Source organism: Saccharothrix stipae, from assembly GCF_054781895.1.
In genome coordinates, this window is record NZ_BAAGTN010000011.1 from 1 (window position 1) to 15,913 (window position 15,913).

General features: G+C 69.0%; 10 protein-coding genes and 2 pseudogenes. 6 read left to right on the top strand and 6 right to left on the bottom strand.

The window, feature by feature from the left end; translation table 11 throughout:
- From ACYVLT_RS26235 to ACYVLT_RS26245, 3 genes and pseudogenes are all read right to left on the bottom strand, one after another.
- The coding region (locus ACYVLT_RS26235) for a helix-turn-helix domain-containing protein (RefSeq protein ID WP_461122868.1) at positions 1 to 304 on the bottom strand (304 nt) is incomplete at its 3' end.
- A gap of 127 nt (positions 305 to 431) precedes the next feature.
- Positions 432 to 841: pseudogene (locus ACYVLT_RS26240) on the bottom strand (transposase); the annotation flags it as partial.
- Positions 842 to 916: 75 nt separating this feature from the next.
- Complete coding sequence (locus ACYVLT_RS26245) at positions 917 to 1,444, bottom strand: hypothetical protein (RefSeq protein ID WP_461122869.1); 528 nt, start codon at positions 1,442 to 1,444, stop codon at positions 917 to 919.
- A gap of 117 nt (positions 1,445 to 1,561) precedes the next feature.
- Between ACYVLT_RS26245 and ACYVLT_RS26250 the strand changes: the two genes are divergently transcribed.
- Together ACYVLT_RS26250 and ACYVLT_RS26255 are read left to right on the top strand one after the other, a co-directional pair.
- Complete coding sequence (locus ACYVLT_RS26250) at positions 1,562 to 1,876, top strand: hypothetical protein (RefSeq protein ID WP_461122870.1); 315 nt, start codon at positions 1,562 to 1,564, stop codon at positions 1,874 to 1,876.
- Positions 1,877 to 2,217: 341 nt separating this feature from the next.
- Positions 2,218 to 2,367, top strand: a complete 150-nt coding sequence (locus ACYVLT_RS26255) for a hypothetical protein (RefSeq protein ID WP_461122950.1) — start codon at positions 2,218 to 2,220, stop codon at positions 2,365 to 2,367.
- Positions 2,368 to 2,427: 60 nt separating this feature from the next.
- Here the strand turns inward: ACYVLT_RS26255 and ACYVLT_RS26260 are convergent.
- Positions 2,428 to 2,772 (bottom strand): annotated as a pseudogene (locus ACYVLT_RS26260) (ISL3 family transposase); the annotation flags it as partial.
- A 108-nt stretch (positions 2,773 to 2,880) separates the two neighbouring features.
- On the bottom strand, positions 2,881 to 5,910 hold the full coding sequence (locus ACYVLT_RS26265) for an ATP-binding protein (protein WP_461122871.1): 3,030 nt from the start codon (positions 5,908 to 5,910) through the stop codon (positions 2,881 to 2,883).
- A 440-nt stretch (positions 5,911 to 6,350) separates the two neighbouring features.
- Between ACYVLT_RS26265 and ACYVLT_RS26270 the strand changes: the two genes are divergently transcribed.
- Entirely contained in the window at positions 6,351 to 8,564 is a 2,214-nt protein-coding gene (locus ACYVLT_RS26270) for an ATP-binding protein (protein WP_461122872.1), read from the top strand.
- On the opposite strand, the gene ACYVLT_RS26275 is transcribed toward ACYVLT_RS26270, so the two are convergent.
- Complete coding sequence (locus tag ACYVLT_RS26275; protein WP_461122873.1) at positions 8,549 to 9,649, bottom strand: HesA/MoeB/ThiF family protein; 1,101 nt, start codon at positions 9,647 to 9,649, stop codon at positions 8,549 to 8,551. The genes ACYVLT_RS26270 and ACYVLT_RS26275 overlap by 16 nt on opposite strands.
- Positions 9,650 to 10,283: 634 nt before the next feature.
- Here ACYVLT_RS26275 and ACYVLT_RS26280 point away from each other — a divergent pair.
- The 3 genes from ACYVLT_RS26280 (at position 10,284) to ACYVLT_RS26290 (ending at position 15,620) form a co-directional block, all read left to right on the top strand.
- Positions 10,284 to 11,177, top strand: coding sequence for an AfsR/SARP family transcriptional regulator (locus ACYVLT_RS26280; RefSeq protein ID WP_461122874.1), 894 nt, complete (start codon positions 10,284 to 10,286; stop codon positions 11,175 to 11,177).
- A 137-nt stretch (positions 11,178 to 11,314) separates the two neighbouring features.
- On the top strand, positions 11,315 to 13,477 hold the full coding sequence (locus tag ACYVLT_RS26285) for an ATP-binding protein (RefSeq protein ID WP_461122875.1): 2,163 nt from the start codon (positions 11,315 to 11,317) through the stop codon (positions 13,475 to 13,477).
- 274 nt (positions 13,478 to 13,751) lie between these two features.
- Entirely contained in the window at positions 13,752 to 15,620 is a 1,869-nt protein-coding gene (locus ACYVLT_RS26290; RefSeq protein WP_461122876.1) for a recombinase family protein, read from the top strand.
- Positions 15,621 to 15,913 lie beyond the last annotated feature (293 nt).

Here is a 15,913-nt window from a genome sequence, read left to right on the forward strand (position 1 = left end):
GGATCGCGTAGGCCAGGCGGGCGGCGCGTTCACCCGCGGCGTGGAGGTCGTCGGCCAGGCCTGCGAGCAGGTCCACCGCTTCACGGACATAGCGCCAGGCGGTGCTGAGGGAGATGCCGAACCCGGCGGCGAGGCGGGCGTGGGTATCGCCGTTACGCAGGTGCGCGAGCACGAGCAACGCCTGACGGCCAGGGTCAAGTCGCCGCCAACGAGACCGACGCCGAGTCCGCTCCGCGCGGATCAGGTCGCCCAGGCGGACGAGGGTGTGGTTGGACAGCGGAATCGCGGCAGGGTAGGACAGCACGACGAGGCTCCCGGTTGGGGCATCGGATCTTGGTCGACTGCTGCCTTACCGGGAGCCTCGCCCACCGCTCCCCACTGCTCAGCTTGCGCCGTGACCTGCGACGTCACGATGAAAATGGCTCACTGTTCAAGGCCGCCCAGGCCCGTTCGGCAGGGTTGTCCTGCGGGCTGTACTTCCCGCCCTCGATCACCATGAGGGAGGGGGCTGCTTCGCGAGCCATCGTCGGGTGATGCCGCTGTGGTGGGCGGTGGCGTTGTCGCACGACACAGCCACGACCGAGGGCGTCAGGGTAGGCGTCGAGCAACTGCTGGAGGAAGTAGCGGAACACCACCGAGACGTTGCGGACCGGCACGTGGTGGTGCCAGGCGCCGGGGCGAAGTCGGCCGTGCCGTGCACGGCGCGACGGTGGTTGGTGCCGGATGTGGAGATACGGTGGCGGGCCGGTGTGCATCCGCAGACCCGGACCCTGGCGAGCAGCTCGAGGTGGGGCTCGTTCTCGGCCAAGACGACCGATCCGGCGAGCAGGGCGGCGATACGGATACGAGATCGAAGTCTTGCTCTGCGGCAGTTCAGTGTCCATACCCGAGCCCGCCCCGCCGGCAAGTACTGCCCTTACTGCGCAGTGCGATTGGCATCGAGCGCATCGGTAATCCCGAAGGCGTTGGCTTCGCATAGTGAGTCGATGATGTCGAGGCATTGACGGCGAACGTCTTGGTTGCCTTGCCTGTACAGGCGGACGACTGTGGTGACGATGTCGCGGCTGGCTGCGGCGTGGCGTGTGCTGATGTCTCCGAGGTTGGTGCCGGCGATGCGGACGGCTTGTTCACTGGCGGTGATGATCGCTTCGGGCATCAGGTGGAGGTTGTCCTGGAGCGCGTGGAACAGTGTCTCGAAGTGGTCGTCGAATCCGTGGCTGTTCGTGAACGTTTCGGTGATCTTGTGAGCTATCGTGGTGTCCACTTGGTGGAGTTTGCTGATGGCGTGGGTGGCGGCTGCGCGGACGGCTGGGGCGTTGTCGTTGAACAGCGGGCAGAGGATGTCCGGCTGTGCCTGCGGGTTTCTGGCGAGGATGTCGGCGGCGCAGACTCCGGTCTTGCCTAACAGCTGTTCTGGGTCGGCAAGTACACCGCCAGCGCCCACCTGGCCGTACCCAAGATCGAAGCCGCCGTCCGTGCTCTGCTGCTCGAACTCGACGAGCCGCTCTACCGCACCCAGATCGGAGACACGCCTGGCCAGTTCCCCGGTCTGGGCAGCCTATTGCCAGGGCTGCTCAGCAACGACTTCGACCCGGACTGGGAACGATTCCTCCGCACACTTCTGCTCAGCGACGGCAACAACATCCGCAATCTCATCGCCCACGGGTTCACCGGCACCGTGCATCCAGTCGACGCCGCGCTGGCACTGCGGGCATGCGCTGTCGTCGTCCTGCTCACCAACCCGCAGGCGGTCGCTCGGGACACGGCACTCGTCAGGGCCAGACTGGCCGCTCCGGTCGGACCTCGGCCGCGGCGACGCCTGTGGCAACGCCTCGCCGCCGCAGCCCAAGCCGCCCGCTTCGAACTCCGCTGGTAACGACGGTGCCTGCGGTCGTCGAGCGCGACTATCCGTCAGCCGGGGGCCGCGATCCTGTTCAGGGAGGCCTGGACACGAAAACAGCCGGGTGAGTGGGCCGTTTCGGCAGGATCGGCCGATGGCGAGGAGGAACGTGTCCGGGTCCGCACCGCGCACGATCCAGCGTCACGCCATGCGGCACCGGTCGAGGACAAGTGGCCGGCGTGTTCCCGGATAGTCCCGGTCCCAGCCGGACGTACTTGTGCGATGGAGCTGAGCAGACGGTGAGGCGCACGTTGTGCTGTCCGCCTCACCTGGCGGGATGAAGGACGACGCGGCCTCGCGGACCGGCTCGACGGCGCGTGAGCATTTGGAAGAAGCAGGCCGAGAAGATCGCGGCGTTCGACCGGTACACGCGCCCCAGCGACACCAAGGACGCCGACCTGCGGGCCATCGACCCGGCGGAACGGGAGGAGATGGTGGAAGCCGTGTACCGGCACTTGGGCCTCTGATGCGTCAGCCAGGTCTGTCAACGAGCGGCTCTGGCGCACTTTCGGTGGTGCATCCGAGGGGATGCGGTGACGGAGGAGGTCGAAGCCGGCTCGTCCGTACATCTGGCGCTTGATCAGCTTCGTCTTGGTGTTCACGCCTTCGGTGCATCCGTTGTGGTGGTCGAGGGTGATCGCGGCCATGACGGCGTCGATGTCCTGGGCGAAGGAGTGCACGTGGGGTAGGTCCGCCTCGCGTACGGCGGTGGTCCACGTCGCCAATCGGGCCGTGTTGTACTTGTGGGGTGTGAGCAGTGTGACGAAGGAACGCACAACGCTTGCCAGGGCCGTCATCTCCGGGCAGGCCGTGGTTAGGGCGTCGAGTTGTTCTCGTTGCCGTTCGGTAAGATTCTCGGGCCGGGTCAGCAGCGCGATTGACCGCCAACGGAAGGAGCACTCGGTCTCGGGGTTGCCGAGCAAGGCGGTGCTGCGCAGACCGGGGTGGGAGGGCCTTCCGAAGCCGCTTGCTTGAGCGGATTATGGCTCGTCTTCCCTTCCTGTGGGATTGTCGAGTTGGTGGTGGACGCGTTGGACGTCGGTGATGCGGCCCTGTTGCCGGTACAGTTCGAGTGCTTCCGTCCATGCGGCTCGGGCCTGTTCGTGACGGCCAAGAGCGGTATAGGAGTGGCCGAGATGGTCGAGGGTGTCGGCGGTGTACATGGAGCTATCGGAGTTCCGGTAGAGGCGTAGTGCTTGCCGGTAGTGGCGGACGGCACGCAGGTGATGACCGGTGTGATGGTCGATGAACCCCAGGCTGTCCAAGGTGGCCGCCTCAGTGTGGAAGTCGCCATGCTTGCGGTGCAGGACGAGGGCGGCCTGGCAGTGTTCGCGGGCGGTGTCGTAGTCGCCGACGTTGGCGGCGTGCCAGCCCACCGTGTTGAGCGCTTCGGCAATCTGCGCCGGTCGGTCGAGGGCTCGATAGAGATCCAGGGCTCGGCGGGCGTGCTCCAAGGCGTGCCGGTGGTCTCCGTGCAGTTCCCAGGTCCGCATGAGGACCGAATGGGTGGGAGCTTGCTGTGCGAGGTCGTGGTGGCGTTCGGCTAGGGAGAGGGCGTGGTGGAGGTGCGTGATTGCCTGCTCGTGCTGCCCTGACATGGCGTGGGCGTGCCCGAGGAATCGGTAGGTGGTGGCGTGGATTGAGGGGTCGGCGAGGTGCTCGGCGGCGGCGATGGCGGCCGTCCACACGGTTAGGGCATCGTGGCTGTGCCCTCGTCGTGGGTGGAAGTTGGCCAGGGCCCAGGCCATGCGCCACACCGTTTGGTGGTCGTGATGAGCGGCGGCGAGGCGTTGGGCTATCAGAAGGTGCGCGTGGTGGGCGTCCAGCCAGGCCATCGCGGCAGGCATGTCGCGCAGTGGCCGAGGAGGCTGGGTGCCAGTGGAGGGCGGATCAAGCTGGATCGGTATCCCGCGCGGGTTGAGCAGGCAGGCGGCGCTGTGGGCGGTATGCAGGTAGAAGTCCACCACCCGCTCCAACGCCGTCGTACGTTCGAGGTCTGACAGGTCGCTCTGGGCGGTGTCGGCGGCGTAGTGACGCACCAGGTCGTGCATGACATAGCGGCCGCCGGGAGTGCGGCCGAGCAGGGAGGTGTCGACCAGCCCGCGTAGCACGGCGTAAGCCTGCCGCTGCGGCAGGCCGGTGAGGCTAGCGGCGGCAGGCAAGTCGATGTCCGGGCCGGGAGCGATGCCCAGAAGGGCGAATGCGGCGTGCTGCTGGCTGGTGAGCTGGCGTAATGACCAGGACAGCACAGCGCGTAGGCTGGCCTCGGGGTCGTCGGAGTCCAGTGCGTCCACACCGAGGTCGCGCAGTTCCGCGACGATGTCCTCCAGCAATTCGGGGTGGGGACGGACGCGGGCAGCGACCAAGCCCAGAGCGAGGGGAAGCCCGCTGCACAACTTGATCAGCTCGGCGACCGCCCGTTGGGCGGAGGCGGTGGCGTAGGCGCTGCCGAGCGCAGCGGACAACAGCGTGCGGGCCTCGGTTTCGGTGAGCACATCGACCGTTACGGGGCAGGCACCGTGGCGGGTGATCAGAGACGGCAGTCGGTGTCGGCTGGTGATCAGCACTGTGCAGGTTGTACCGCCGGGTAGCAGGGGCACGACCTGTTCGGCGGTGGCGGCGTTGTCGAGCAGGACGAGCAGGCGTTTGCCGGTGGTGTGGGTGCGGTAGAGCGCGGCACGGGCGTCCAACTGCTGGGGCTGGAGGTCGCGGTCTACGCCCAGGGCGGCGAGGAAGTCGGCCAGCACGTCGCCAGCGTGCCGAGGGGCGCCGGGGCCGAACCCGTGTAGGTCGGCGAATAGCTGTCCGTCGGGGAACCGGCTCAGGTTGCGATGGGCCCAGGTCAGGGCGAGCCAGGTCTTGCCGATACCACCGGTTCCTCCGACCGCGGTGATCACCGCCTGTCTTGCCTTACGGCCCTGGTCTCGCAGGTCGGTCAGGACGTTATTCGGGTCAACGGTCAAAGCGTGATCAAGTGTCGCCAAGGCGTCGTCACGACCGATGAAATCTGCCGGCGGGGGCAGGAGTTGACGCGGGATAGGCACGGGTGGTGGAGCCACCGCTTGGTGGAGGTGAAGGTCCCCGGTGAGCGTGCCTACGGCGGCCCCGCCGTTCGCGTTGACATCGCCACCCACCCGCGCCACCACCCGTGCGGGGGACGACTCGGGGTGGGCGAGGTCGTGCGCCGACACGGTGCGCCTGGAGTCCGTGTCGACTGCCGGGGGGTTGTCCGGTCCACCTATCGGTGGTGTGCCGATGGTGGAGCGGTCGCCGGTGGCTGCGCCGATGGTGATGCCCGATCCGACTCCGTGGACGCCACCGGCGATGGTCACGTTCCGAGGCCCGGGAGTGTCGGTACTCGCGCCGGTGCCGGGCACGGTCGAGTTCCGGCCATCCGGTGCCAAGGTGAACGATGTGGAGTCTGTCCGGCGCTGGTTGAGAACGGCGAGGTCGGGTGGGTGGGGGTGATCCGGCAGAGCGATCCACGCCAGGCCCCGGAGTCCCTCTACCGCCGCCTCTACGGGTCGGAATGTTGCCGGGTCCAGCGTGGCGCAGTGGCGTACGACCTCGTCGAACACCACCTGAGACACGATCATTGCCACCACACCGGGAGAGTCGGCCAGGGCGTTCTTCAGCGGCGGTGAATCGAGCAGCCGGAAGGCGGTGGTCAGGGAGGCGGAGGTGGCGCCCTGCTGGTCGAGGGCTACCTCGCCGGCGTGCACCGCTAACCGCAGCCGTGTTCTGGCGGCGTCGGGGCTGGTGGCGTTGTGCCCGCGTACTGCCCGGGCCAACGCCTCGGGCAGTACCTCCACCAACGGTGCCTTCGGGTAGTCCGGCGGAATCAGAAGGAACAGGCCGTCGCCGTGGGCTTCATCGTGGCAGATGTCCCACGGCACCCCTGCCGCCGCCAGTGCCTCGCCGACCACCTCGTACAGGGCCGTGCGGGGGCCGGGCTGGTGGTGCAGCGTCCGGGTAGGGGAGCTGAAGCTCTCTACGTCGACCAAGACCATCGTGCGGTTGATCGTGTGCCGACCCGTATCCGCCATGTCAACCCCCGAGGGCAGAACAGCTTGGTGCGCCGATGAACCACGGTCTACCGACCAGCGAGGAAGGGGTCGCGTCTTTCGACGCCTCAGTCGCCCGTCCGGCCGTATGAGTCCACCCGACTGGTGGGTATGCGGCCACTCCGGTCCGCTGTTCTGCGGTGATCGTTGGTCACCGATTGCGCTGGGGGATCGATGTGTGTGATCACCGACGGCGTCGTGAATGGCGGCGACGTCGGCTTTCTCGCGCGTCGGTCGACCCTTTGGGCGTACGACACCACTCGATCAGTTCGTATCGGTAGTAGTAATGCAGCCGTGGGCGACAACCGGTGTGCTGTTCGGGACCTCCACTTCCTCCTGGCGTCGATCATGCTCGATCGACGCCAGGAGGTCTGAGAGTGTCGCGGGTGGGTGAGCCGACCGGGTGGACTGCAGTCGATGCGGTGGTGCGTCGGTGCCGGTTGTGGGATCTGTGGTGGGTGACGGACGGGGTGGGTGTGTCGAACTCGTTGGCGGGGACTGCCGTGGTGGGTGCGGTGGTGCAGGCGGGCAGCATCGGGCAGGTGGTGCTGCCGGCGCCACGGGCTCCGGTACCTCGGCAGTTGCCAGCTGGTGTCCGGGATTTCACCGGCCGGGCTGGCGAACTCGCGGCGGTGGACAGCGCGCTGGGCGGGGCGTCGGATGAGCCGGGTGGTCCGTCGGTGGTGGTGTTGGAGGGGATGGGTGGGGTCGGGAAGACGTCGTTGGCGGTGCGGTGGGCGCGAGGTTCCGAGTCGCGGTTTCCCGACGGGACGCTGTTCGCCGATCTGAGGGGTTACGGGCCGAGTGCGCCGTTGGTTCCGTCGGCGGTGCTGGCAGGTTTTCTTCAGGGGTTGGGGATCTCGGCGGAGGCTGTGCCCGCAGCCGAGGAGGCGCAGGTTGGGTTGTATCGGTCGTTGACTGCGTCGCGGCGGGTGTTGGTGGTGTTGGACAACGCTGTGTCGGCGGCTCAGGTGAGGCCGTTGCTGCCTGCGGGGTCGGGGTGTGTGACGGTGGTGACCGGGCGTGCGGCGTTGACGGGGTTGGCGGTTTCCGACGGTGCGGTACGGCTGCCGGTTGGTGTTCTGCCCGCCCAGGACGCGGTGGCGTTAGTGGAGGGCGTGATCGGGAAGGAGCGTGCTCGGGCGGAGCCGGAGGCGGTCGCGTCGTTGGTCGCCTTGTGTGGTGGGTTGCCGTTGGCGTTGCGGGTGGCGGCGTGTCGGGTCGCGGGGCGTCGGCATGGCAGTGTGGCGGGGTTGGTGGCCGAGATCGCCGGGCAGCGGGGCAGGGTGGAGGGGTTGAGCGTGTCGGGGGACGATTCGGCTGCGGTGCGGGCCGTGTTCGACGCGTCGTATGCGCGGTTGTTGCCGGAGCAGGCGCGTCTGTTCCGGCTGCTGGGCCTGCACCCTGCGGCGGAGCTGGGCGAAGGCGCGGCGGCAGCCTTGTCGGACTGGCCGTTGTCGCGGGTCCGTCGGCTGCTGGAGGACTTGGTCGATCTGAATCTGGTGGAGCCGGTCGGGGTGGGGCGGTACCGGCTGCACGACTTGGCGCACGCCTACGCGGCGGGGCGGGCAGATGCCGACGATTCCGGGCCGGAGCGGCGACAGGCTGTGGAACGGGTGATCGGCTGGTACGCGACAGTCGCCGATGTGGCAGACCGGGTCGTGTTCCCCGGCAATTCGCCCTTGGCGCTGCGAGGCAGGGCTCGTGGGGTGCCGGAGTTCGACCGCGCGGCGGCGATGGAGTGGTTGATCTCGGAGTTGCCTACGATGATGTCGGCGGTGCGCATCGCCCACCAGGACCGGTTGTGGGAGGAGACGATCCTGCTGGCTGGTGCCTACCGGTTCGTGACGTTGCGGCCGCGGTCGTGGTGGCCGTTGCGGCTGGAGGCGGAGACGCTGGGATTGTCGGCCGCGCGCGCCTCGGGCGACCACGGCTCGGAATTGTCGTTGCTGATCCGCCGCGGCAACACCCATCACGACATGGGGATGTGGGCACAGGCTGAAGCCGACTTCACGCAGGTGATGGAGACCGCACGCCTGGTGGACGACACCGTCCGGGAGTTGGAATCCTGGTGTGGCCTGGGTTATCTGCACAGGGCGCTCAAACGCTACGAGCAGGCGTTGGCCTGCTACACCGAAGCTCTGCCGCTGACGCGCCGGGCCGGTGAGGTGCGCACCGAGGCGGTGGTGGAGGGCAACCTGGGGGCGATCCACATCGCCGCCGGACGGCCACGGGAGGGACTGGTACACGCGGAACGCGAGTTGGTGCTGCGCCGCGAGGCCGATCCCGCGAGCCAGGCCCATGCCCTGCGGACAATGGCGACCGCGTGGCAGGAACTGGGCGAGCACCGCCGTGTGTTGGAGCTGTGCGAACAGGCCTTGCAGTCGTGCCGGGAGGCCGGCGGGATGGAGTACCTGATCGCTCCCCTCTGCGAGGCCGCGGCCGCCTCCCACCAGCACTTGGGGCAGCCTACGCAAGCCCGGCAGATGCTGGAGGAGGCGGTGGCGGTGCTGACCGCGCTGATGGACCCGCGGGCGGAGGAGGTGCTGCTCCGGCTGCGTGAGCTGGAAGCCGGAGCAGCAGATCAGACCAGCCCGTAACAGGTCGGGCAATCGGACCGGGGTGCGTCCAATCCGACGGTGTGTTCGCGCAGAGTCACCAGGTTCAGCCCGTATTCCCGGTTGACCCGCAGTGCCGGCGCGCCGGTGATCAGGCTGGTCACCGCGTGTGCCGCCAGTAACCCGGTCATCCCTGCGGTCACCGCGTTCGCCGCGTGCGGAGGCGTCTGACCGCGGGCCGGTGCCCATGGGGTCAGTGGCGGCAACGCGGCATCACGCTCTAACCGGGCGGTGCGGCCGCAGTCCGCGCACGGCCCGCTTCCTGGCCGGTACAGTCCGATATGGACCTGCGGACCAAAGTAGCCGCCGTGCACCCACGCTGTTCCGGTGGCCAAACACGCCCGGTTTGTCCACGACCGGATCTCACCCGGTGTGTCCGCCGCCAGCAGCAGCACATCACAGTCCACGGCCAACGCCCGCAGCTGCCCAGGCCGGTCGATCACCAGGTGGTCACCGGTGACCACCACCTCGCAGTTGTGCTGCCGCAGCCGTTGCACCGCGACCTCGACTTTCGATCGACCGAGGTCGTGCTCGGTGTAGAGGACCTGCCGGTTGAGGTTGGACCACTCCACGACGTCGCCGTCCACGCAGTGCACCTGTCCGACGCCGGAGGCGGCCAACGCCCACGCCGCTGCGGCACCGACACCGCCGACCCCGACCACTGTCACCCGGGCCTGGTGCAGCAGCAACTGCGCGTCCCAGGCGCTGCGGCTGGGAGTGCGGTCCATCCACCGCAACAGCATCATCCCGCGGTCGTACCGATCCAACCCCGTGCCGATCACCCGTTCCGGTGGAGGTGCGGCGGCGTCGTAGACATACCCTGCGGTGACCAGGTCGTCGACCGCCTGCCGTATTTGCTCGTGCGGCCGGTCGGGGTAGTGGTGGACCAGGTCGGCGACGACCTGGTCCACCGTGCGCGTGCCGTCGAGGGTGTTGAGCAACGTCCACACCCACCCTTCCGGGTCACCGATCTCCGAGGCGACACCGACCACGTCGCCTCCGATCCTGATCCGGTCCTCGCCGTAGCGGACGGGCCGGTGTTCGAACTTGATTCGTGGACGAAACATCAACACCCTCCTTCTGATCAACCGCCGACCTGCTCGCCGCTGAACGACTCCTGCCACACCACATCCTCGAACTCGATCACCACAGCCACCTCCCTCCCGCCCAAGGAGCTCGCGCCACGCCGCGTACACCCTCGCGGAGCGAGACCCGGCAGCAGAATCGCTTCGCCTGGTACGCATCCGGTAGGTGATGGCCGTAGCCACCCATGCCGCTCATGACGTCGATCTCCGATTCCGGCCTCGCATCCCGTGTGCCGGGACTGGAATCAGCATCGGCGAACGCACGCGACAGATCCCCGGACGGCGTCCGCGACACCGGGACGGACATCGCTACCCCAATTGGGTGGGAATTTTGTCCGCCGTGGTGTCCGCAGTTGTCGGACACCACTCGGTCGAACCCGAAGTGCGAAACCGCCACGCACCGTCGACGGCTCCTGCCCCGTCCGGGTGGACCCGCGTTACGGACGAGTGCAGCACCGTCGTATCGGCTGGACGACGGCGCGGATCTCGACAGACTGCGCTCCCAAGAAGGGGCTACAGCCGGGGGGAACGGGTGGAGATCCGGATACTGGGCAACGTCGAGATCCACAGCGACCACGACGTCATCACGTTGACCAGGTCGGCGGAGCGGTGTCTGTTGGGCCTGCTGGCCGTCGAGGTCGGCCGACCCGTCCCCGTCACCACACTGCTCGACCGGATCTGGGTCGAGGAAGGGCGCAGCGAACCCAAACCGGAAACCTTGATCCGTTACGTCGGCTACATTCGCGACGCCATGGAACGAGCGGGAGGAGACGGCATCTGGCTACGCCACGACCCCGGTGCCAACGCCTACCTTCTCGACGTCGACCCCGGCACCGTCGACTACCACCGCTTCCTGCGCGAAACCCGTGCCGCGGGCGAACACCGCGACCCCGACCGCCTCCACGACGCCCTCGCACTGTGGCGTGGGGCGCCGCTGGAGGACGTGCGCCGACGCTGGGTGGACACCTTCCGCCACCACGCCCACGCACACCGCCGCACTGCCCTGGTCACCCTCTGGGAACTGCTGCTCGAACAGGGCCGACACCACGAGATCCCGCCTCAGCTCGGCTCGCTGGAAGCCGACATCGTCCACGACGAACGACTCCTGCTCCTGGGCGCCGAGGCACTGGCTCACAGCGGCCGACACGTCGACATCACCGCTTGGGCCGACCACATCGCCACCCGCATGCGCGACCTCAGCGGCGGCACCGGACTCTCGACCCCCACCCGGACCCGCCTGCACCACCTCGTCACCCACCCACCAGGCCCCACCACACCAACCCCGCACAACAGCACACCCACAGGCACCAACGGCGAATCCAGCGACCTCGGCACCGGGGACATGGCCTCCAGCCACCACGAGGGTGTCAGCGGGGCCGGTGGTCGTAGTACGACTATTCACGGTGGCGTCAACGGCGCGGCATGGGGCATCACCATCGGTGCCGCTACCGGCGACCACCTCACCATCAGCGCACCGCCCCAGACGGGAGAACCGGACAACCCTCGCTAGCCGACGCGGACCACGGGCACACCGCGTCGGCGCCCAACCCGCCTCACTCCGACACCACCCCGGACGCTGGCACCGCGGCGACAACGAGCATCCACGGTGACCTTGTCGCCACCGATCACGGCGCTGCCGTCGGTGTGGTGCACGGCAATCTGAACCTGCACCCGCCGCCACCGCGGCCCGCGCCGGTCATCCCGCGGCAGCTGCCCGCCGCACCGGGACTGTTCACCGGCCGGACCGCGGAACTGGCCCGTCTGGACCGCGCCCTGACCCACGCCGCCACACCGCGGGGACCGGGCACCGACGCGCGGGAACCGACCACCGCGGCCCCAACCACCGGCCCGGCGGGTGCGGGGCAGGGCGCGACGGTGCTGGTGTCGGCGATCGGCGGTGCCGGGGGCATCGGCAAGACCTGGCTCGCCCTGGCGTGGGCATATCGGCACCTGGCGCGGTTTCCCGACGGGCAGCTGTTCGTGGACCTGCACGGCTTCAGCCCCACCGGCGAATCTGTGCAGCCGGCGGTGGCGGTGCGCGGGTTCCTCGACGCCCTCGGCATCGCCCCCAACCGCATCCCGACCGACCTCGACGCCCAGGCCGCGCTGTACCGCAGCCTGGTGGCCGGGCGGCGGATGCTCATCGTGCTGGACAACGCCGCCACCGCCCACCAGGTCGTGCCGCTGCTGCCCGGCTCGCCGTCCTGCACGGTGCTGGTCACCGGCCGTCACCGGCTGGCCTCGCTGATCGACCGGCACGGCGCCCGCCACCTGCCCCTGGACGTCCTCACCTACGAGGAGGCCCGCGGCCTGCTGGCCGCCCGCCTGGGCCCTGACCGCGTCGCGGCCGAACCCGAGGCGGTGGACGAGCTGATCGGGCTGTGCGGGGGCCACCCGCTGGCCCTGGCGATCATCGCCCGCACCGCCTACACCCGCCCCGACGTTCCGTTGGCGGAGTCCGCCGCCGAACTGCGCGACCTCGGCATGGAGGCGCTCGACCACGACACCGACCCGGCAGCCAGCCTGCCCACCGTGCTGTCCTGGTCCCTGCGCCACCTCACCGACACCCAACGCACCGTGTTCGCGCTGCTGGGCATCGCCCCCGGTCCCGACACCACCCCGCCCGCCACCGCCGCCCTCACCGGCCTGCCCGACCGCACCGCCCGCAGGACGCTGAGCGGGCTGGAGAACGCCTCGCTGCTGGAACGACGGCCCGGCGGCCGGTACGCCATGCACGACCTGGTCCGCCGCTACGCCACGGACACCGCCCACACCACCCTGCCCGAGCACCTGCGGGAAGCGGCCCTGACCCGGGTGATGGACTTCCACCTGCACACCGCCCACGCCGCCGACCGCCTCCTGTACCCCCGCAACCCGCTCCTGTCGCCCGAGCCGCCCGCGCCCGGCGTGCACCCGCACCCGCTGCCCGACACCGCCGCGGCGCTGGCCTGGCTGGACGCCGAGCACGCCACCCTGCTGGCCACCCAACGCACCGCCGCCACCCTCGGACACCACCACACCGTCTGGCACCTGGCCTGGAACCTGAACACCTTCCACCTCCGACGGGGACACCGGCACGACGCGGTCACCACGTGGCAGGCCGCACTGCACGCCGCCGACCACCTGCCCGACCCCACCACCCGCAGCCGGGCCCACCGGCACCTCGGCCACGCCTGCTCCCTGCTGGGCCTGCACGAAGCGGCCACCACCCACCTGGCGCAGGCCCTCGACCTGGCCCTGCGCCACCACGACCCCACCGAACAGGCCCTCACCCACCGGGCACTCGCGATCACCTGGGGACGACGGGGGGACGACCGGCGGGCCCTGGAGCATGCCCACCACGCCCTCGCCCTCTTTCGCGTCCTCGACCAGCCGGTGCGGGAAGCCGGCGCGCTCAACTCGGTGGGCTGGTTGTCCGCGCGGCTGGGCCGGTTCGACACCGCCCGCGAGCACTGCCAGGCCGCCCTCACCCTGAACCGACACCACCACGACCCCGACGGCGAGGCGGCCACCCTGGACAGCCTGGGCTACATCGCCCACCACACCGGCGACCACCACCAGGCCCTCGACCACTACCACCACGCCCTCACCCTGAACCGCACCCTCGGCAACACCTACGAAGTCGCGGACACCCTCGACAGCGTGGGACACCCCCACGCCGCCCTCGGCCAGCACGAGCAGGCCCGCACGGTGTGGCGGGAGGCACTGGAGCTGTACCGGGAACAAGGCCGCGACGCCGACGCCGAACGCGTCCAACAGCAGCTCGACGAGCTCGACCACTCCACCAGCGCCAACCCGGACAGCGGTTGAGCGGTCGACCTGGGATAGGTCGGCGTCGGTGCGCGAGAGACTGAAGCCGACGTCAAGCCTGCGGCAGCGCGGTTCCGCGCTATCGAGCAGCGACTCGCCGTGGGTATCGACGCCACCAGGCACGGTCGGATACGCGTATGCCGCAGCTGTTCAGACAAGCACAGGCGGTTCGGGCTGCTCCGATTGGGCGTATATCTGGAGTTCCTTGTCATCGTGGCGAAGGCGCCTCGTCACCTCGGCGTCCAGCCCCCGTTCCGATGTCGAGGACCGCGCCATGTCGGTGTCCGCTCTGTCCCGTCCGACCACGCTCGCCGAGTGGATCGCCGCCACGGTCCCGCCGGGCATCCCGGCCATGGACGCGACTCCTGTCGGCAGTCTGCGGTTTCTGTTCTACGGTCGGGCTTCCACTCGTGAGCACCAGGACCCGCGCACGTCGCGGGCGTGGCAGCTGGATGTGTCCCGTAGGCTGACCGGCGGGCACGGTGTGATCGTGGGGGAGTACTTCGAGGTCGGGTGTTCCCGTCAGGTCCCCTGGCATCTACGGCCTCGTGCGGCGGCGATGTTGCGCTACATCGCGGCGAACGCGAATCGGGTTGACGCGGTGGTGGTCGGCGAGTACGAGCGCGCGTTCCTCGACGGTGCTCAGGTGCGGGAGCTGCGGGCGGTGCTGGAGCTGTACGGGGTGCAGCTGTGGCTGCCCGAGGCCGAGGGGCCGGTGGACTTCGACAATCCCGCGCACGAAGCGCTACTGGCGCTGCTGGCGAAGCGCTCGCTCACGGAGGTGCTGCGTTCCCGCCACAGGGTCGTCACCGCTATGCGCATGCAGACCGTCGAGCAGGGACGCTACCTCGGCGGCAGGCCGCCCTACGGCTACTGTCTCGTCGACGCTGGCCCGCACCCGAATCGAGCGTTGGCGCGTCGCGGGGTTCGGCAGCAGCGGCTCGTACCCAACCCGGTCACGGCGCCTGTGGTTCAGCTGATCTTCTCCTTACGTCTGGCCGGACACAGTGCCGCAGGCATCGCCCGCCACCTCAACGAACAGGCCGTGCCCAGCCCGTCGAGCGCGGACGCGGAACGCGACCGGCATAGGGGCGATGCGGGTTGGTCGCTGCGTACGGTGGTGGAGATCCTGGGCAATCCGCGCTACACCGGTCGTCAGGTGTGGAACCGCACGAGTGCCGACCGTTCCACCCGCTCGCCGAGCGGGCGTCGGACCAGTGTCCGCAACGAGCAGCACGCCTGGGCGATCTCGACCCGCATCGCCCACACGCCGCTGGTGTCCGAGCAGGACTTCGTCACCGCCCAGACCATCCAGGCCGCCAGGAACAGCACCCGGCAAGCCGACGCTGACCGAGGCGAGTGCGTCTACCTGTTCGCGGGCAGGCTCCAGTGCGGGTTGTGCGGACGGAAGATGGACTCGCACCGCTCCCACGGTCGTGCCGCGTACCGCTGCCGCCACGGTCACACCAGCGCCCGCACCCGACCGGAAGGCGCGCCGGGCAACCTGTACCTGCGCGAGGATCACCCGCTCGGCCGCATCGCCGCACACCTCACCGCCGCAGGCATCGCCGACAACCCAGACCCGGAGAAGACCGCACGCCTGGTCGACGAACTCGACCTCGCTTTCCGCTGCGACGCCGCAGGGGTCGCTCTGCTCGACCGCGGCACCACGGGGCGAGCACGCACACCACGCAGGCACCCGGCACCGCAGCCTGTCCATGGCAGGCCCGGGACCGGACATCGTGGAAAAGCAGGCGAACAAATTCTGCTGGCCTTGAGTCGTGCGACGGCTTCGGCGGCGGATCAGCCCGACGCGCCCGCCGCGAAGGTCAATGCACCGGCTGGCAGAACTCGCCTCACGCGCCAGCCTCTCCGGAGACCGATCCTCCCCGCAGTGCCCCAGCGTCGGCACCGACAGACCGGGCTCCGCGCCACCCACTCGCGGGACGCATCCCGAACCGGGGGAGCGGGTTACCCGCCGCCGGTGAGACACGGCCGTGACCGCGGTCGACAGGTCGTGGGACGAGCCGGACGCCGCCCACTGCTCCTGCCCTCGCACCGGCAGACATCCTACGAGCAGCGACCATCAGGTAGGGTCGAAGCAGCGTCGGGAAACATAAAGCCCCACGAGACTCCCAGGTGACCTGGAATTATCTCGCGGGGTAAATTATGTGTCCGAGACTTGAACCCTCACCCGTGGGATACATCCCCACCGGGGGGTCGAATCCCCGCGCCTCGTCACCGCGATGGTGTTGTTGGTGCCCGTCCTGCTGTGGGGACGTGTCACACTTAGAACGTAGCACAGACGATCTTCCGGTGTCACACCGTCCACAATGGGCAGCGATCTTCCCTGGAGTCGGCAGGTGTAGCGGTTAACGGCTCGTTGTCTGCCGGGACGGTAGATAAGGTGTCGTGATGACTACTGAGCCCGTGGAA